Here is an 18,575-nt window from a genome sequence, read left to right as displayed (position 1 = left end):
GCCATGCGTCCATTGCTCCCCATTACCCTGGTCCTGCTGCTCGCCGCCTGTGGCGATGGCGAATCGCTGCTCCCGCCGGACGCACGGCTGCCTGACGGTGGGCGTTACCGGGGGCAGGTGGTCAATGGCCTGCTGCAGGGCGAGGGCCGAATCGACTACCCCAACGGCAGCTGGTACGCCGGCAGCTTCAAGGACGGCCAGTGGCACGGCCAGGGCGAATGGCATGGCCAGAACGGCGAGGTCTACCGCGGCCAGTTCGCCGAGGGGCTGTTTCAGGGCCTGGGCGACCTGACCACCCCGGGCAGCCACTATAGCGGCACCTTCCGCCACGGCCGCCGCGACGGCGAGGGCACCCTCAAACAAGCCGACCAGACCTACCGCGGCCAGTTCAAGGACGACCTGTACGACGGCGCAGGCCAGCTGGAGCTGGCCGACGGCAGTCGCTATCAAGGCTTGTTCGCCAAGGGCAAGCCCAACGGCGCCGGGGTGCGCAGCGATGCCAGCGGCAACCAGTTCAGCGGCCTCTTCGTCAACGGCCAGCTACAAGGCGCCGGCACCTACGACAGCGTTGATGGCGAGCAGTACATCGGCGAGTTCAAGGACAACCGCCTGGAGGGCCGTGGCCGCTACGAAAATGCCGATGGCGATGTGTGGATCGGGGAATTCAAGGACGGCTCGCTGAACGGCGAAGGGGAACTGCTGGGCAGCGATGGCAGCCACTACAAGGGTGAGTTCGCCGACTGGCACCTGTCGGGCCAAGGCAGCCTGCAACTGCCCGACGGCAGCAAGTACATCGGCGGGTTCCTGAACGATGCCTACCATGGCCACGGGCGACTGATCCTGGCCAGTGGCAAGGTCGAAAGCGGAACATGGGCCAACGGCGTGCGCGTGCGCGACCAAAATGGCAAGCTGCTACCAGACCCACTGGACCTGGCTTTGCTCAACCAGGGCCGGTTGCTGAACGAGGCACTGGCTCGGGTACCACGCTCGGCGCCACCGATCCAGCTGTATAGCCTGGTAGTGGCCGGCGATGGCCAGCAAAGCGTATTCCTGCGCGAAGCCGACTACGTCAGCAACATGCTCAAGGTGCGCTTTGGCGCGAGTGGCCAGGTCACGCTGGTCAACCACCGCGACCACATGGCCACACGCCCCATGGCCACACGCGAGAACCTGTCCCGCGCCGCCACCACCCTGGCAGAGCGCAGCGGCCCCGAAGACCTGGTGTTCATCTACCTCACCAGCCATGGCAGCCAGGACCACCAACTGGTGCTCGACCAGCCCCGCCTGCAACTGGCCGATCTTTCTGCTGACGAGCTGGCCACTGCCCTGGCCCCGCTGAAGGATCGCGACAAGGTAATCGTCATCTCTGCCTGCTATTCAGGGGGCTATATCGCCCCGCTCAAAGACGAGCGCACGCTGATCATGACCGCTGCCCGGGCCGACCGCGTCTCCTTCGGTTGTTCGGAAGAAGCCGACTTCACCTACTTTGGCGATGCCCTGTTCGCGGAAGCGCTGAACCAGACCGACGACCTGAAACAGGCGTTTGAACTGGCGCGCGCCAGCGTTGCCGAAAGAGAACATAGGGAAGGCTTCGAGGCCTCCGAGCCGCAGCTGTGGGCTCCGCCCGCCGTGCTTGAGCACTGGCAGCACCTGCGCCAGCAACAAGCCGAAGAAGCGTTGCGTAACGCCGCACAGGCCAACGTGAGGGAACAGGCAAAAACGCCCGGCACTCACTAGACTTGTGTGTAACAAGGGAGAGACATCATGTACTTGACGCCTCAGCATGTCCTGCTTGCCGGAGCCACCGGCCTGACCGGTGAACACCTACTGGACCGCTTGCTCAACGAGCCCACCATCACCCGTGTACTGGCGCCTACGCGCCGACCATTGGCCGAGCACCCGCACCTGGAAAACCCGGTGGGCGACCCGGCGGTGTTCCTTCCGCAACTAGCCGGGCGGGTCGACATCGCCTATTGCTGCCTGGGCACCACGCTGAAGCAGGCGGGTTCCGAATCGGCTTTTCGCGCAGTGGATCTGGACATGGTGGTCGCCTTCAGCAAGCGTGCCCGGGAAATGGGTGCGCGGCATCTGCTGGTGGTCAGTGCAGTGGGCGCCGACCCCAAGTCGTCAATTTTCTATAACCGGATCAAGGGCGAGATGGAAGAAGCGCTCAAGGCTCAGGACTGGCCACAGCTGACCATCGTGCGGCCCTCATTCCTGCTGGGCGAGCGGCTGGAGCCACGGCTGACTGAACAGCTTGTGGCGCCGTTTTCCAAGTTGATACCCGGGAAGTACCGGGGAATCGAGGCTTGTACCCTGGCGCGGGCCCTGTGGCGGCTGGCGCTGGAGGAAGAAGACGGCGTGCGGGTTGTGGAGTCGGATGAGTTGCGCAAGCTGGGCAGGATCTAGGCTTCGCTTGTGCAGGCCTCTTCGCGGGCACGCCCGCTCCCACAGGGTCTCGATAATCTTCCAGTGACTACTCAACAGTAGCAATGGGCGTGCCTGCGAAGAGGCCATCACAGGCCGCCGGTAGCCTGGAAGCCTATGCCGGCCGCTGTCAGCAAAGACAACGGCAGCAACAGGGTATCGAGCAGCATGCTGCCGGGCAGATCCAGGCGCGGATACGCCGGAGCGTCCGCCCCGTAATGATCCCGCGGGCAACACCCGCCATTGATCACATACAAATCCAGCCGGGTACCGGCATACACCACTGGTGCGCCGGGCTTGTTGGCATCCAGCGTGCGCACAGTGGCGCACCCACTCAGCATCACAAGCGCCAGCAACCCCGCCAGTGCTCGCTTCAATCATCCACCCCGAAGTGGTGCTCGCCCCAACGTGGCAACATGTCCTGGGGGATGTTCAGCAGGTTGAGGATACGCGCCACGACAAAGTCGACCAGGTCGTCGATGGTCTGCGGCTGGTGATAGAACCCCGGAGCCGCCGGCAAGATGACCGCGCCCATTTGCGACAGCTTGAGCATGTTTTCCAGGTGGATGGTGGAGAATGGCGCTTCGCGTGGCACCAGGATCAGTTGACGCCGCTCCTTGAGGGTGACGTCGGCAGCCCGCTCGATCAGGTTGTTGCAGGCGCCAGTGGCGATGGACGACAAAGTGCCAGTGGAACAGGGGACCACCACCATTGCCGCCGGGGCGCCAGAACCCGAGGCTACCGGCGACATCCAGTCTTCCTTGCCATACACGCGGATCTGCCCGTCGGCCGCGCCGGTGTATTCAGTCAGAAACGCCTGCATCGCCTGGGGCTTGGCCGGCAACACAACATCCGTCTCAGTGGCCATCACCAACTGTGCGGCCTTGGAGATCAGGAAGTGCACCTCGCGGTCTTCGCGTACCAGGCAATCGAGCAGGCGAAGGCCATACTGGGCACCCGAGGCGCCCGTCATGGCCAGGGTGATGCGTTCCGGCCCGCTCACTTCAGCGCCTCGGCCAGCTTGCCGTGCAGGCCGCCGAAGCCGCCGTTGCTCATGATCACCACATGGGTGCCTGGGCGAGCCTGGCCTTTGATCCGCTCGATGATCGCTTCGAGGCTATCGGCCACCACGCTCGGCACCTTGCACTGCGCGGCGGTGGCAGCCAGGTCCCAGCCGAGGTTGGCCGGCGCATACCAGATCACCTGGTCGGCGTCGTTGACGCTTTCTGGCAGGCCGTCACGGTGGGCACCGAGTTTCATCGAGTTGGAGCGTGGCTCGATCACCGCGATCACAGGCGCCTCCCCCACCCGCTTGCGCAGGCCGTCGAGCGTGGTGGCAATGGCAGTCGGATGGTGGGCGAAGTCATCGTAGATGGTCACACCTTGTACTTCGGCAACCTTCTCCATGCGCCGCTTGACGCTCTTGAAAGCACTCAGGCCGTCAATGCCCATGGCTGGCACCACGCCCACATGACGCGCGGCTGCCAGGGTGGCCAAGGCGTTGGCGACGTTGTGCTGGCCGGTCAGCGCCCAGTCCACCACACCCTGCACTTCGCCCTCGAACAGTACTTCAAAGCGCGAGCCATCGGGGCTGAGCAGGCGGGCTTGCCACTGGCCGCCCTCACCGGTGGTTTGCACAGGGGTCCAGCAGCCCATGCCGATCACACGCTCCAGCGCTTGCTCGGTGGTCGGGTGGATGACCAGGCCTTCGCTGGGGATAGTGCGCACCAAGTGGTGGAACTGCCGCTCGATCGAGGCCAGGTCCGGGAAGATGTCTGCGTGATCGAACTCAAGGTTGTTGAGGATCGCAGTACGCGGGTGATAGTGGACGAACTTCGAGCGCTTGTCGAAGAAGGCGCTGTCGTACTCGTCGGCCTCCACCACAAAGAACGGCGTGTCGCCCAAACGGGCCGACACCGAGAAGTTCTGCGGCACACCACCAATCAGGAAGCCCGGGCTCATGCCAGCGTGCTCCAGCACCCAGGCCAGCATGCTGCTGGTGGTGGTCTTGCCGTGAGTGCCGGCAACGGCCAGCACCCAGCGACCTTGCAGCACGTGATCGGCCAGCCACTGCGGGCCGGAGACGTAGGGCAGGCCCTTGTTCAGCACGTATTCAACCGCTGGGTTGCCGCGCGACATGGCGTTACCGATGACCACCAGGTCTGGCGCCGGGTCCAGCTGGGCCGGGTCATAGCCTTGGGTCAGCTCGATACCCTGGGCTTCGAGCTGGGTGCTCATCGGGGGATAGACGTTGGCGTCGGAGCCGGTGACGCGGTGGCCAAGTTCCTTGGCCAGCACCGCCAGCGAACCCATGAAAGTGCCGCAAATACCGAGAATGTGAATATGCATGGTCGACCTCGCAAAACATCGAGGCAGGGTAGCCCAGGGCGCGACAAATCGCACCCGCTGTTTCGCTCAGTCGCCCCTGGTAATGCCGTGTTTGCGCAGTTTTCGATACAAGGTATTGCGGCTGATGCCCAAGTGCTCGGCGACGCGGGTGAGATGCCAGTGTTTTGCCTCCAGGACCTCCTTCAGCGCTTGCCGCTCCGCGTCGAGCAGAACCTCGGCCCCTACAGATTCACCCTCAATCTCTGCGGCACCGGCGGACCTGTGGGAGCGGTCTTGCCCGCGAACGAGGGCAACGCCCTCGCCCTCTATTGCCTGGTCGGACATCTTCACGGGCTCACCCGCCCTCACGGTAGGTGGGCTGGAGCGGATGACCGCGGGGAGGTCCGCAAAGGTAATGCGGGCATCTTCGCAAAGCGCCACCAAAGTACGCAGCACATTGCGCATCTGCCGCACGTTCCCCGGCCAGGTAAATTCGAGCAACGCCTGTCGCGCCCTGGGCTCGATGTCTATGCGTTGCCCCTGCGTCTCCTGGCGTAGCAGAAAGTCCAGCAACTGCGCCTTGTCACTGCGTTCTCGCACCGCCGGCAACGCCACCTCCAGGCCATTGAGGCGGTAATACAGGTCCTCGCGGAAACTGCCCTGTTCAACCCGTTCCAGCAGGTCACGGTGCGTAGCGCTGACGATGCGCACGTCCACCGCCTGTGGCTCTCCCCCGATCGGCACCACCTGGCGCTCCTCCAGCACCCGCAGCAGGCGGGTTTGCAGGGCAAGCGGCATGTCGCCGATCTCGTCCAGCAGCAAGGTGCCGCCGTCGGCCTGCAACAGCTTGCCGCGCATGCCCTCCTTGCGCGCGCCGGTAAAACTGCCGCCGCGGTACCCGAACAGCTCACTCTCGATCAGGCTTTCCGGGATAGAAGCGCAGTTGATGGCGACGAACGGTTTGCCGCGCCGCTCACTGGCCTGGTGCACAGCCTGGGCGAACGCCTCCTTGCCACAGCCGGTCTCGCCGCGCAGCAGCAATGGCACATCGCGCTCGAACACCCGCACGCTGCGGCGGAAATCATTTTGCAACGCAGGGTCCAGCAGACAGACCAGCGGCTCCACTTCACGTGCAGGCCGCGGCTGGGCGGCCGGCACTGACCAAACCGGCGCCCGGGCCTGCCCCCGCAGGCTGGCGAACACCTGGCGACCATCCAGGGTGCGCAGCGGCCAGGCAGTGCTGCCTCCGGGCGTGGCACGGCTGAACATTTCGTCATGGCTGCACGCGAAAAAGCACTCCAACGGTTTGCCCAGCACGCCACCCCGTACCGTGCCCAGCAGGTTCAGTGCGCTTTGGTTCGCAGCGCAAATGCGGCCATCGCCGTCGAACGCCAGCAAGCCTTCACTGAACAGGCCGACCGACTCGGCTTGCAGGTGAAAACGCAATAACCATTGCTGCTCGAAATGGCGCAGGAAATAGCAGCTTTCGATCATCTTCGCCGACAGGTTGACCAATGCCATGGTGTGGAACTGGCTTTGCCGCGATACGTCGGGGCGCGCCGAGGACACGTCGAGTACCGCCAGCAGTTCGCCATGCGGGTCGAACACCGGGCTGGCCGAGCAGGTCAGGCCGGTGTGACGGCCACGGAAGTGCTCGTTCTGGTGGATGGTCAGCGCCTGGCGTTCGACCAGGCAGGTGCCGATGCCATTGGTGCCCTCGCGCGCCTCGCTCCAGTCGGCGCCCAGCCACAGCCCGGCCTGTTCGAAGCTGCGCCGCTCGGTGGGGGCACTGACGCAGTTGAGGATCACCCCGCGGGCGTCGGTCAGCAGCACCGCGTGGCCCGCACCGGAAAGCTGCTGGTGCAGGCTGTTCATTTCATGGTCGGCAATTTGCAGCACCTGGTGCAGGCGCTCGCGGCTTTCCAGCAGGCGCCCATGCTCAAGCACCACCGGGGCTTCGATCACCGCCGGGTCGAGGTGGTAGTCCTCCAGGCAGCGCAGCCAGGAACGGGCGATGGACGGGTCACTGCCGCCCTCCCCAGCCCCACCATGGGCAACGCTATGGACCTGCCGGGCATGGCGAGTGAAGTGATTGCTCTGCATTGTTGTAATTCTCCGCAGATAGAGCGTCAGCCCAGCATCCTCCACCCGGGTAGGCTTTGCAATGCACACACCGGTGACGTGTCGCAAACGGCACAAAGTGTCACCCCTGGCGTACCGACGCCGGCACAGCCCTCCTTGATCAGGCCGGTAAAAATGACCCAAGTCATTGATTTGCCTGGCACGGCCAACACTGGCCCAACCCTTGCTCTATGCTTTTCAACTCCCTAAAAAGCACAATACCAAGGAGACACACCATGCGTTATGCACATCCCGGTACCGAGGGCGCGAAGGTTTCCTTCAAGAACCGCTACGGCAACTACATCGGTGGTGAGTTCGTTGCTCCGGTAAAGGGGCAGTACTTCGAAAATACCTCCCCGGTGAATGGCAAGCTGATCGCTGAATTCCCCCGTTCTACTGCCGAAGACATCGAGAAAGCCCTGGATGCCGCCCATGCTGCGGCCGACGCCTGGGGCCGCACTTCAGTGCAGGATCGTTCCAACGTTCTGCTGAGGATTGCCGACCGTATCGAGCAGAACCTCGAACTGCTGGCCATCACCGAAACCTGGGACAACGGCAAGCCGATCCGCGAAACCCTCAACGCCGACATTCCGCTGGCAGTCGATCACTTCCGCTATTTCGCTGGCTGCATCCGCGCCCAGGAAGGCGGTGCTGCCGAAATCAATGAAGGCACCGTGGCCTACCACATCCACGAGCCACTGGGCGTGGTCGGGCAGATCATCCCCTGGAACTTCCCGATCCTGATGGCTGCCTGGAAGCTTGCCCCGGCACTGGCCGCTGGTAACTGCGTGGTGCTCAAGCCTGCCGAACAGACGCCGCTGGGCATCACCGTCCTGCTCGAAGTCATTGGCGACCTGTTGCCACCTGGCGTGCTCAACGTGGTGCAAGGCTACGGCCGCGAAGCCGGTGAAGCCCTGGCCACCAGCAAGCGCATCGCCAAGATCGCCTTCACCGGCTCTACCCCGGTGGGCTCGCACATCATGAAATGCGCGGCCGAGAACATCATCCCGTCCACCGTCGAACTGGGTGGCAAGTCGCCGAACGTGTACTTCGAAGACATCATGCAGGCCGAGCCAAGCTTCATCGAGAAGGCGGCAGAAGGCATGGTGCTGGCGTTCTTCAACCAGGGCGAAGTGTGCACCTGCCCGTCGCGTGCCCTGGTGCAAGAGTCGATCTACCCGCAGTTCATGGAAGTGGTGATGAAGAAGGTGCTGCAGATCAAGCGCGGCGACCCGCTGGACACCGACACCATGGTCGGCGCCCAGGCCTCGCAGCAGCAGTTCGAAAAGATCCTCTCTTACCTGCAGATTGCCCAGGACGAAGGCGCCGAGCTGCTCACCGGCGGCAAGGTCGAGAAGCTGGAAGGTGCGCTGGCTACCGGTTACTACATCCAGCCGACCCTGCTCAAGGGCAACAACAAGATGCGCGTGTTCCAGGAAGAAATCTTCGGCCCGGTGGTCAGCGTCACCACCTTCAAGGATGAAGCCGAAGCACTGGCGATTGCCAACGACACCGAGTTCGGCCTGGGTGCCGGCGTGTGGACCCGCGACATCAACCGTGCCTACCGCATGGGCCGCGGGATCAAGGCTGGCCGTGTGTGGACCAACTGCTACCACCTGTACCCGGCGCATGCCGCATTCGGCGGGTACAAGAAGTCGGGGGTCGGGCGTGAGACGCACAAAATGATGCTGGATCACTATCAGCAGACCAAGAACCTGCTGGTGAGCTACGACATCAACCCGTTGGGCTTCTTCTAGACCGCGTCGCCTTCTTCGCGGGTAAACCCGCTCCTACAGGTTCACCGTTGGTTCCAGAACCGGTTCGGTACCTGTGGGAGCGGGCAAGCCCGCGAAGAGGCCGGACCTGCTTTACACAAAACCCGGGCGGCAACCGTGCACCAGCCGCCCTGGCTCGCTTCCTGCAGCACCCATCACCATCGGCCCGGAACCCTTCCGGCCACCAAGAAAAACAACAGGTGAATCTATGCCAAGCGAACATTCCGCCGGATCGCCGGCAGGCTCTTCCGTCGACTTCGAGAAAGTCGGCTCTGACTATTTCCAGCAACGTGAACTGAAAAAAGGCGCTGCCGGCTGGGTACTGCTGGTCGGCCTGGGCGTGGCGTACGTCATTTCCGGCGATTACGCCGGCTGGAACTTCGGCCTGGCGCAGGGCGGCTGGGGCGGCATGTTCCTGGCCACCTTGCTGATGGCCACCATGTACCTGTGCATGTGCTTCTCGCTGGCCGAGCTGTCGTCGATGATCCCCACCGCTGGCGGTGGCTATGGCTTTGCCCGCAGTGCCTTCGGCCCATGGGGCGGCTTTTTGACCGGCACGGCGATCCTTATCGAATACGCCATCGCCCCTGCCGCCATCGCGGTGTTCATCGGCGCCTACTGCCAATCGCTGTTCGGTATCGGCGGCTGGATGATCTACCTGGCGTTCTACATCGTGTTCATCAGCATCCACATTTTCGGCGTGGGTGAGGCACTGAAGCTGATGTTCATCATCACCGCCATCGCCGCCATTGCCCTGGCCGTATTCCTGATAGGCATGGTGCCCCATTTTGATGCAGCCAACCTGTTCGACATCGCCAAAACGGACGCCGTCGGCGCCAGCAGCTTCCTGCCGTTTGGCTATGTCGGCGTGTGGGCAGCCATCCCCTACGCCATCTGGTTCTTCCTTGCCGTCGAAGGCGTGCCGCTGGCCGCAGAAGAAACCAAGAACCCCAAGCGTGACCTGCCTCGCGGCCTGATCGGCGCCATGCTGGTACTGCTGGCCTTCGCCTTGCTGATCCTGGTGGTCGGCCCGGGCGGCGCAGGCTCCGAGGCGCTGAAGGCCTCCGGTAACCCGCTGGTCGAAGCCCTGTCGAAGGCCTACGGCGGCTCCACCTGGATGGGCGGCTTCGTCAACCTGGTCGGTCTGGCCGGGCTGATCGCCAGCTTCTTCTCGATCATCTATGCCTATTCCCGGCAGATCTTCGCCCTGTCCCGCGCCGGTTACCTGCCGCGCAAATTGTCGGAAACCAACAAAAGCAAGGCCCCGGTAATGGCCTTGGTCATCCCGGGCATCATCGGCTTTGCCCTGTCGCTGACGGGCCAGGGTGACTTGCTGATCCTGGTGGCAGTGTTTGGCGCTACCCTGTCTTACGTGCTGATGATGGCTGCGCACATCACCCTACGCATCCGCCGGCCAAAGATGGAACGCCCCTACCGCACCCCGGGTGGCATCTTTACTTCCGGCCTGGCGCTGGTGCTGGCGTGTATCGCCGTGGTCGCCGGATTCCTGGTTGACCCGCGGGTAGTCATTGGCGCTGCAGTGATCTATGCGGTATTAATTGCCTACTTTGCTTTCTACAGCCGCCACCACCTGGTTGCGGGCACACCGGAAGAGGAATTCGCCGCGATCCAGAAGGCCGAAGAGGCCCTGCACTGATCGCCGCCACCCGCCGCGGGGCAACCCGCGGCTCTGGAGATTCTGTATGGCAAGTTTCGTACACACGGTCGGCCACCTGGTCTACCGCTTCGACAGCCTCAAGGACGTGATGGCCAAGGCCAGCCCGGCACGCTCCGGGGACTGCCTGGCAGGCGTGGCGGCCAGCAACGACGGCGAGCGTGTCGCCGCGCAGATGGCGTTGGCCAATATTCCGCTGACGCACTTTCTCAATGAAGCACTGATCCCTTACGAAGCAGATGAAGTGACCCGCCTGATCATCGACACCCACGATGCCCAGGCCTTCGCCCCGGTCAGCCACCTGACCGTGGGTGGTCTGCGCGACTGGCTGCTGAGCGAGGAAGCCAACGAAGACAGCCTGCGCGCCCTGGCGCCCGGGCTGACCCCGGAAATGGCCGCTGCCGTGTCGAAGATCATGCGCGTGCAGGACCTGGTGCTGGTGGCGCAGAAAATCCGCGTGGTCACCCGGTTCCGCGGCACCATGGGCCTGCGCGGGCGCCTGTCGACCCGGCTGCAACCCAACCACCCGACAGACGAACCGGCCGGTATTGCCGCCAGCATTCTCGACGGTTTGCTGTACGGCAACGGCGACGCCATGATCGGCATCAACCCGGCCACCGACAGCATCGCTTCGATTTGCGCCCTGCTGGAAATGCTCGACGCCATCATCCAGCGCTACGACATCCCCACTCAGTCCTGCGTGCTGACCCACGTCACCACCTCGATCGAAGCGATCAACCGTGGCGTGCCACTAGACCTGGTGTTCCAGTCCATCGCTGGCACAGAGGCGGCCAACGCCAGCTTCGGCATCAACCTGAACGTGTTGCAGGAAGGCTACGAAGCAGGTCTGTCGCTAAAACGTGGCATCCTCGGGCAGAACCTGATGTATTTCGAAACCGGCCAGGGCAGCGCGCTCTCGGCCAACGCCCACCACGGCGTCGACCAGCAGACCTGCGAAACCCGCGCCTATGCCGTGGCCCGTCACTTCAAGCCGTTTCTGGTCAACACCGTGGTCGGTTTCATTGGCCCGGAATACCTGTACAACGGCAAGCAGATCATCCGCGCCGGCCTCGAAGACCATTTCTGCGGCAAACTGCTGGGCGTGCCGATGGGTTGCGATATCTGCTACACCAACCATGCCGAAGCCGATCAGGACGACATGGACACCTTGCTGACGCTGCTGGGTGTGGCCGGCATCAACTTCATCATGGGCATCCCCGGCTCCGACGACATCATGCTCAACTACCAGACCACCTCGTTCCATGACGCGCTGTACGCGCGCCAGACCCTGGGCCTGAAGCCTGGGCCGGAATTCGAGGCATGGCTGGCCCGCACCGGCATTTTCACCCAGGCCGACGGCCGGGTGCGTTTCGGTGACAACCTGCCGCCGGCCTTCCGCCAGGCCTTGGCACAGCTTGCATAGGGATGACCATGGACCATCGCACGCCTACCCCCGACAACCCTTGGCTGGCCCTGCGCAACCTGACCCCGGCGCGCATCGCCCTGGGCCGCACTGGCACCAGCCTGCCGACCGGGGCGCAGCTGGACTTCCAGTTCGCCCATGCCCAGGCACGTGATGCCGTGCACCTGGCTTTCGACCACGCCGGCCTGGCCAGCCAGCTCAGTGACCGCGGGCGCGAAAGCCTGGTGTTGCACAGCGCGGCCAGCGACCGCCACCAGTACCTGCAGCGGCCGGACCTTGGCCGCCGGCTGAACGAAGACTCGATTGCGACCCTTCGCCAGCACGTCCAAGCCAACCCAGGCGGCGTCGACCTGGCCATCGTGGTGGCTGACGGCCTCTCGGCACTGGCCGTGCATCGCCACACGCTACCGTTCCTGACCCGCTTCGAGGAACAGGCTGCCGCCGACGGCTGGACCAGCGCCCCGGTGGTGCTGGTGCAGCAGGGCCGTGTGGCAGTTGCCGACGAGGTCGGCGAGCTGCTGGGCGCCCGGATGACAGTGATGCTGATCGGCGAGCGCCCGGGGCTGAGCTCGCCCGACAGCCTTGGCCTGTACTTCACCTATGCCCCCAAGGTCGGCCTGACCGATGCCTACCGCAACTGCATTTCCAATATCCGCCTGGAGGGGCTGAGCTATGGCATGGCGGCGCACCGCTTGTTGTACTTGATGCGCGAAGCCTGCCGGCGCCAACTTTCCGGGGTGAATCTGAAGGACGAAGCAGAGGTCCACAGCCTGGAGAGTGAAGACAGCGCCAGCCAAAAAGGTAACTTCCTGCTCGGCAAAGGGTAAAAAACCTGTCACGGAAGGCGGATTGCACTTGTGCCGTGCATTGGGGCAGCATGCCCTTGAACGCTGCTGGCATTCCGCTGTTTTCCAAATGGACTCTGAGGGCCGCACATGCGCATCATCAAGGCAACCCTGGAACACCTCGACCTGATCACGCCGTTGTTCGTCAAATACCGTGAATTCTATGGGCAGTTGCCCTACCCCGACAGCTCGCGCAGCTTTTTGGAAAAGCGACTGAAACGGGATGAATCGGTGATTTACCTGGCACTTCCGGATGATGACGACGGCAAACTGCTGGGCTTTTGCCAGCTGTACCCGAGCTACTCGTCGCTGTCGTTGAAGCGGGTATGGATTCTCAACGATATCTATGTAGCTGAGGACTCCCGGCGCATGCTGGTGGCCGACCACCTGATTCGCGAGGCGAAGAAAATGGCCAAAGAGACCAATGCTGTGCGCATGCGGGTGTCGACCAGCGCGAACAATGAAGTTGCGCACAAGACTTACGAATCCATCGGTTTTCGCGAGGATACCGAGTTCAAGAGCTACATCCTGCCGATCAGTCAGGATTGACCGGCACCGACCTCTTAGCGGGCGTGCCCGCTAAGAGGCTGATGAAGGAATCCCCCTCTACCGTAACCCCCCGCTACAAACTCCTCGGGCATGATCCTCACTTAGCCGTATAATGGCGCACCTGTCATGTGTGAAAATTTACCCCTCCCCCGGTAACCAAGCCTACGCCCAAGAACACAGGTGCTGTACATGGATTTCAACCCGCTGGACCTTATCCTGCATCTCGATGCCTACCTCGATCTGCTGGTCACCAATTACGGTCCCTGGATCTACGCCATCCTGTTCACCGTGATCTTCTGCGAAACCGGCCTGGTAGTCATGCCATTCCTGCCGGGCGACTCGCTGCTGTTCATCGCCGGCGCCGTTGCGGCGGGTGGTGGCATGGACCCGGTGCTGCTGGCCGGCCTGCTGATGGCCGCTGCAATCCTGGGCGACAGCACCAATTACGTGATCGGCCGAACGGTCGGCGAGCGGTTGTTCAACAACCCCAACTCCAAGATCTTCCGCCGCGACTACCTGCAGCGTACCCACGATTTCTATGAACGCCATGGCGGCAAGACCGTGACCATGGCGCGCTTTCTGCCTATCTTGCGTACCTTTGCACCGTTCGTCGCGGGCATCGCTCACATGCACTACCCACGCTTCCTCGGCTTCAGCGTTGCCGGTTCGCTGCTATGGGTCGGCGGCCTGGTCACCTTGGGCTACTTCTTCGGCAACGTCCCGTTCATCAAGCAGCATCTGTCGCTGATGGTGGTGGGCATCATCATCCTGTCGCTGGTGCCGATGATCATCGGCTTGCTGCGTGGCCGCCTGGGCCGTACGGCCAAGGCTCACTGAACAAACAGGTAAAGAACAAACGGCATGTGGTCATTCAGCGCCTGGCGGCGCAAGCGTACTCTGGCGCGCTACCCGATCACGCCACAGCAATGGCAGGCCGTACGCGAGCGGCTGCCGATGCTGGACGGCATCAGCGACGCTGAAGACCACTGGCTGCGCGAAGCCTGCATCCTGTTCCTGCTCGACAAGCACCTCACCTGCCTGCCCGGTGTCGAGCTGGACGACGAGCAGCGCCTATTGCTGGCTGCCCAGGCACAGTTACCGCTGCTTCACCTGGGTGAGCTGAACTGGTACCAAGGCTTCCACGAAATCATTCTGTACCCCGACGACTTCAAGAGCCCCCAGCGCCACCGCGATGCCAGTGGCGTGGAGCATGTGTGGGACGGCGAACACAGCGGCGAGGCGTGGCAGCAGGGGCCGATCATCCTGGCCTGGAACGGCGTGCTGGCCAGTGGTGGCTGGGAGGCCTACAACCTGGTCATCCATGAGCTGGCACACAAGCTCGACATGCTCAATGGCGATGCCAACGGCCTGCCACCGTTGCACAGCGGCATGCCAGTTGATGAGTGGGCAAGCGCCATGCAGCAGGCTTACGACGATCTCAACCAGCAACTGGACGCCAACCCCGACGCCGAAACTGCCATCGACCCTTACGCTGCGGAAAACCCGGCAGAGTTCTTTGCCGTTACCAGCGAGTACTTCTTTAGTGCCCCCGACCTGCTTCATCAGGCTTATCCACAGGTCTACCACCAGTTGTCGCTGTTCTACCGGCAAGACCCGCTGGCGCGCCTGTGCCGGCTGCAGGCGGAACATCCCGAGTACCGCGAAAGCCAAGCCTGACGGGCCCGCACATCAGGCCAAGCGTGGCATGCCCCGGCAGAATGTGCCTATAATCGCCGCCACTTTTTGGTCAAACACGGGGGCACTGCCCAATGAGCTACAGCAAGATTCCGGCGGGCAAAGACCTGCCGAACGACATCTACGTCGCCATCGAGATCCCGGCCAACCACGCGCCGATCAAATACGAAATCGACAAGGACAGCGACACACTGTTCGTCGACCGTTTCATGGCTACCCCAATGTTCTACCCAGCCAACTATGGCTTCATCCCGAACACCCTGGCTGACGACGGTGATCCGCTGGACGTGCTGGTGGTTACCCCTTACCCGGTGGCCCCAGGCTCGGTTATCCGCGCCCGTCCGGTCGGTGTGCTGAACATGACCGACGACGGTGGCGGCGACGCCAAGGTCGTCGCTGTTCCTCACGACAAGCTGTCGCAGCTGTACGTCGACGTCAAGGAATACACCGACCTGCCAGCCCTGCTGATCCAGCAGATCGAGCACTTCTTTGCCAACTACAAAGATCTCGAGAAGGGCAAGTGGGTCAAGATCGAAGGCTGGGAAGGCGCCGACGCCGCCCGTGCCGCGATCACCAAATCGGTCGCTGCCTACAAGGGCTGATTCCGACTGCAGAAAAAACCCCGCTTTGGCGGGGTTTTTTTATGCCTGAATGGGCAACGCGCGCATTACCGAGAATAAATCCTACACAGTCCTACGCTAGCATCCTACAAGCAGCCTATTTTCTTACAAGTTCAATCAACATCCGGTTCATATCCTTGCTGACAACTCGCCGCTACACTCGCTGCCATGAACACTTCCGGCGACCGACTCAGAGCCCTGCTCCATGAATGTGGCCTGACCCCTTCCGATTTCGCCGCTCAGCGCAGCGTCACAGCACAGCACGTCAACAACTGGTTCAAGCGCGGTGTGCCTTTGGCCCGGCTGGACGAACTGGCCGATTTGTTCTGTGTACACCGCCGTTGGCTGCGCACCGGTGAAGGTCCCAAACACCCCCACCCGCTCCTGCGTAACGGCCGTCCACGGCCAGCGCCCGCCAACCCGCTTACCCCGCTTTCGGAACATCGTGGCCGGGTACTGAAGGTGCCCTACTACGAAGTGCACAACGGCTTGCTGTCGCCGGTGGGCAGCAAGCACCTGCGCTTGCCGGCAAACACCCTGAAGGGCTTGGGTGTGCAAGCCGGCAACGCAATCTGCCTGGCAATGCCGGCCAGCAACATGCTCCCGCTGATTCCGCTGGAAGCTACCCTGGCCATCGACCTGGGCATGACCAAGGTGGTCGAGGGCGAAACCTATGCCCTGCTGCAAAACGGCATGCTCAGGGTGAACAACCTCAGTCTTGGCCCGCACGAAACCCTGTACCTGCACAGCCATGACCGGCGCAACTACGCGGTCGAACGCTACACCCCTGCTCAGCGCCAGGCGCAGGGCCTGGAAATTCTTGGCTGGGTGTTCCATTGGTCACATTTGCGCCAGCAGCGGCCCAGTTGAAGCACCCTGCGCAATTTTTTGCTGGGCATCCTGCGCCCGCCCTTGTATGCTACGCCGCACATTAAGCCCCGACCGGCGCAAGCCGCGGTCCAGAGGGCTCGGCGATATCCCACACGGGCATCTGCCATCTCTTTCAGGCCCTTGATGGCCACACAGTTAAGGCGATTGCGGCTTACCATAAATTAGTCGGAAGCGTCCCCGAGAAGCCGGCCACAAGCCGGCTTTTTAATTTAACAAACCTTCAAAAACAGCATTCACAACCCGCGGGTTTCCAACCCCTACCTCCGTGCATAGAACGCAGCCCTTTGCGCCTCCCGCTCTGCTCAGCCCCCCGCTGTTTGAAGGGCAGCCCGCAACCTATCCTGGTGTGTCTGTTTCTTCTTGTAACGCATATAAACATCAAATTGATATTTCGAAATCTTCCAATGGGGCGGTTTTTTCGAAGGTGGGTGTTTCGCTCTTGACTATAATTAAACGATTAGATGTATGCCACACGTGCAGCTATCATTAGAGATTGCTTAATAATAATATTTAATCTGTAACGGCTTGGTGTATTGATGAGGACTTAGCATGAACGCCTTATTGAAAGAGCTGCACGCCTATCATCATGAGGTGGCTACCAAAATTACTCAGATCAAAGAGTTACTGGAGAGGATTAGGCACGGATCTGCGGGTGCCGATGACCGCAAGCTGTTGTTTAAGCAACTGGAAGCCTTGCATGGCGATGCAGAGCGGCACCACCATGAAAATGAAGAGCTTATTCGGCTGGCCTTGCTGGCAACCGAAGCCCCGATCCACCAACGGGTCATGGCTATCGAGCAAGATCATCAAGCCTTCAAGCGAATTGCTGGACAACTCAAGATGTTGGAGCAGTCAACGCAGGAAGCGAGAGTAATCGCCGACACGATCGAAGACTTCATCAAGAAGTACTATGATCATATGGATGCCGAGGAGAATATTTTCTTTCCGGTGGCAGACAAGTGGGTATCAGAAATTCAATGGCGGGACATAAAGCGCCAGTGGCATTGATCGAATGCTTTAAGTATATTGCATTAAAACCAGATCACTGTTTAACGCCGTGACTTTACCGTCACTGACAATGCATACACCCTGTAGGATTACTTATATATAGTTACACACGGGGTGATTTGTGAGCATTATAACTTTCAATGGCCTGGGGCACGGCCCCATACTGGCCACTTCCCTGCGCAGGGCAATCGAAGGCGTACTTGGCCAGCGACTGCCCTGCCTTGGTCAAATCAAGGTTGCGCGTACTTGAGCACGTACAGGCACAGCTCGCGATAGACATCGACAGGCAACTGCGACATCAGCTTCTGAGCCTGACCGAGGGTTTTGCAATTGAGTTCGGCCATCGTCCGACGGTGTTCCGAACCCAGCAGGCCGGCATGCACCACCTGCGCATACTGAATATAGGAACAGGGGAAATCGGCCTGGGGGCTGCGCTGGACCTTGAAGTTGATCTTCAGGTCCGCCCCGCGGAAGAATGCCCTGCCCTGGTAGGTCTGCTGGGGCACGAGGAGCCCTTTTTCAGGACAGGTGCTGTGACAGACCGGCAGGCTATTCCTGTCCGTCTCCAGGCCACGTCGATAGATCACGATTTCGGAACCCGGCACCTCGATACAGGCGTTTTCGAAAGCATCGATGATGGACCTGCCATTGATTTGCGCCTCTTCGATCTGCGTCAGGCTGACCACACGCTCGATCTCATGATTGCCAACGCTGTTGACCACACGGTCCAGGGTCGACCAGTGGCTGAACTCTTTCTGGCACGCTATCAGATGGACCTCGCTCTGATAGCCCTGCCGGGCGGCTTCAGGTGGAAAATCAGCGAAATGAGGGCTGTCGAGGGCGGTCTCCATGATGATGTTGTATTTGTTTTCCATCGCATACGTGCAAATCATTGCCCCCAGGCGCCAGATGAACGACTCGGTATGCTCATAGACATGCAGCACGCCTTTGTCTTCCATCGCCCGATAATGAGGGTGCAGTTCACGAAAATGGGTTTCGTAAAGGCGAACATAATTGTCGTAGCGCCCGCTCTTCAGCAGCGTGTTTTCCAGCAAGTACGTCTTACCCGAGCCCTGTGCACCGGCAATGATGAGCATTTTGGGCTTGAGCACGCCGTCGACGTAGTCGCGCTTCTTGTCGAACAATGTGTCGACGACCTTCCTGAATGCGAGATGGAGATCGGTATCGGTAAAAGGATAGAGAGAGGACATGACGGTT

The 18,575-nt window shown here is 61.6% G+C and carries 17 protein-coding genes; 12 read left to right on the top strand and 5 right to left on the bottom strand.

What is annotated here, in order from left to right:
* Positions 1–3: 3 nt before the first annotated feature.
* Both GST84_02885 and GST84_02880 read left to right on the top strand, forming a co-directional pair.
* Positions 4–1,737 (top strand): peptidase C13, encoded by a 1,734-nt coding sequence (locus GST84_02885; GenBank protein ID XGB11364.1) that lies wholly within the window; start codon positions 4–6, stop codon positions 1,735–1,737.
* A gap of 27 nt (positions 1,738–1,764) precedes the next feature.
* Positions 1,765–2,409, top strand: coding sequence for an NAD(P)H-binding protein (locus tag GST84_02880; GenBank protein ID XGB11363.1), 645 nt, complete (start codon positions 1,765–1,767; stop codon positions 2,407–2,409).
* Between the two features lie 107 nt (positions 2,410–2,516).
* Here GST84_02880 and GST84_02875 read toward each other — a convergent pair whose 3' ends face one another.
* The 4 genes from GST84_02875 to GST84_02860 form a co-directional block, all read right to left on the bottom strand.
* Positions 2,517–2,804: a YceK/YidQ family lipoprotein gene (locus tag GST84_02875; protein ID XGB11362.1), complete on the bottom strand. Its 288-nt coding sequence runs from the start codon at positions 2,802–2,804 to the stop codon at positions 2,517–2,519.
* The gene (locus GST84_02870; GenBank protein XGB11361.1) at positions 2,801–3,430 is read right to left on the bottom strand and encodes a UbiX family flavin prenyltransferase; all 630 of its coding nucleotides are present in this window, start codon (positions 3,428–3,430) and stop codon (positions 2,801–2,803) included. Before GST84_02870 ends, GST84_02875 begins: the two co-directional genes overlap by 4 nt.
* On the bottom strand, positions 3,427–4,776 hold the full coding sequence (gene mpl / locus GST84_02865) for a UDP-N-acetylmuramate:L-alanyl-gamma-D-glutamyl-meso-diaminopimelate ligase (protein XGB11360.1): 1,350 nt from the start codon (positions 4,774–4,776) through the stop codon (positions 3,427–3,429). The genes GST84_02870 and mpl overlap by 4 nt, the downstream gene beginning before the upstream one ends.
* 66 nt (positions 4,777–4,842) lie before the next feature.
* Positions 4,843–6,858 (bottom strand): GAF domain-containing protein, encoded by a 2,016-nt coding sequence (locus GST84_02860; GenBank protein ID XGB11359.1) that lies wholly within the window; start codon positions 6,856–6,858, stop codon positions 4,843–4,845.
* Between the two features lie 254 nt (positions 6,859–7,112).
* On the opposite strand from GST84_02860, the gene GST84_02855 reads away from it, so the two are divergent.
* The 10 genes from GST84_02855 to GST84_02810 all read left to right on the top strand — a co-directional run bounded on the left by GST84_02855 (position 7,113) and on the right by GST84_02810 (position 17,357).
* Positions 7,113–8,633, top strand: a complete 1,521-nt coding sequence (locus tag GST84_02855) for an aldehyde dehydrogenase family protein (GenBank protein XGB11358.1) — start codon at positions 7,113–7,115, stop codon at positions 8,631–8,633.
* Between the two features lie 226 nt (positions 8,634–8,859).
* Complete coding sequence (gene eat, locus GST84_02850) at positions 8,860–10,308, top strand: ethanolamine permease (GenBank protein ID XGB11357.1); 1,449 nt, start codon at positions 8,860–8,862, stop codon at positions 10,306–10,308.
* Positions 10,309–10,354: 46 nt separating this feature from the next.
* A complete protein-coding gene (locus GST84_02845) occupies positions 10,355–11,749 on the top strand; it encodes an ethanolamine ammonia-lyase subunit EutB (protein XGB11356.1) in 1,395 nt (464 codons plus the stop codon).
* An 8-nt stretch (positions 11,750–11,757) separates the two neighbouring features.
* Positions 11,758–12,576, top strand: a complete 819-nt coding sequence (eutC, locus tag GST84_02840; GenBank protein ID XGB11355.1) for an ethanolamine ammonia-lyase subunit EutC — start codon at positions 11,758–11,760, stop codon at positions 12,574–12,576.
* A 108-nt stretch (positions 12,577–12,684) separates the two neighbouring features.
* Positions 12,685–13,143 carry a GNAT family N-acetyltransferase gene (locus GST84_02835; GenBank protein ID XGB11354.1) on the top strand — a complete coding sequence of 153 codons (459 nt, stop codon included), beginning with the start codon at positions 12,685–12,687 and terminating at the stop codon, positions 13,141–13,143.
* A gap of 189 nt (positions 13,144–13,332) precedes the next feature.
* Positions 13,333–13,980 (top strand): DedA family protein, encoded by a 648-nt coding sequence (locus GST84_02830; GenBank protein ID XGB11353.1) that lies wholly within the window; start codon positions 13,333–13,335, stop codon positions 13,978–13,980.
* A 24-nt stretch (positions 13,981–14,004) separates the two neighbouring features.
* Complete coding sequence (locus GST84_02825; protein ID XGB11352.1) at positions 14,005–14,820, top strand: zinc-dependent peptidase; 816 nt, start codon at positions 14,005–14,007, stop codon at positions 14,818–14,820.
* 92 nt (positions 14,821–14,912) lie between these two features.
* A complete protein-coding gene (locus tag GST84_02820) occupies positions 14,913–15,440 on the top strand; it encodes an inorganic diphosphatase (protein XGB11351.1) in 528 nt (175 codons plus the stop codon).
* 186 nt (positions 15,441–15,626) lie between these two features.
* Complete coding sequence (locus GST84_02815) at positions 15,627–16,328, top strand: transcriptional regulator (protein ID XGB11350.1); 702 nt, start codon at positions 15,627–15,629, stop codon at positions 16,326–16,328.
* A 570-nt stretch (positions 16,329–16,898) separates the two neighbouring features.
* Positions 16,899–17,357, top strand: coding sequence for a hemerythrin domain-containing protein (locus GST84_02810; protein ID XGB11349.1), 459 nt, complete (start codon positions 16,899–16,901; stop codon positions 17,355–17,357).
* Positions 17,358–17,587: 230 nt separating this feature from the next.
* Here GST84_02810 and GST84_02805 read toward each other — a convergent pair whose 3' ends face one another.
* On the bottom strand, positions 17,588–18,568 hold the full coding sequence (locus GST84_02805) for a zeta toxin family protein (protein ID XGB11348.1): 981 nt from the start codon (positions 18,566–18,568) through the stop codon (positions 17,588–17,590).
* Between the last annotated feature and the right edge of the window lie 7 nt (positions 18,569–18,575).

Origin of the sequence: Pseudomonas putida (genome assembly GCA_041879295.1) — a bacterium.
Taxonomy (GTDB): domain Bacteria; phylum Pseudomonadota; class Gammaproteobacteria; order Pseudomonadales; family Pseudomonadaceae; genus Aquipseudomonas; species Aquipseudomonas putida_Y.
Note: the sequence above shows the minus strand (reverse complement) of the source record. Positions and strands in the feature narration are given on the sequence as shown.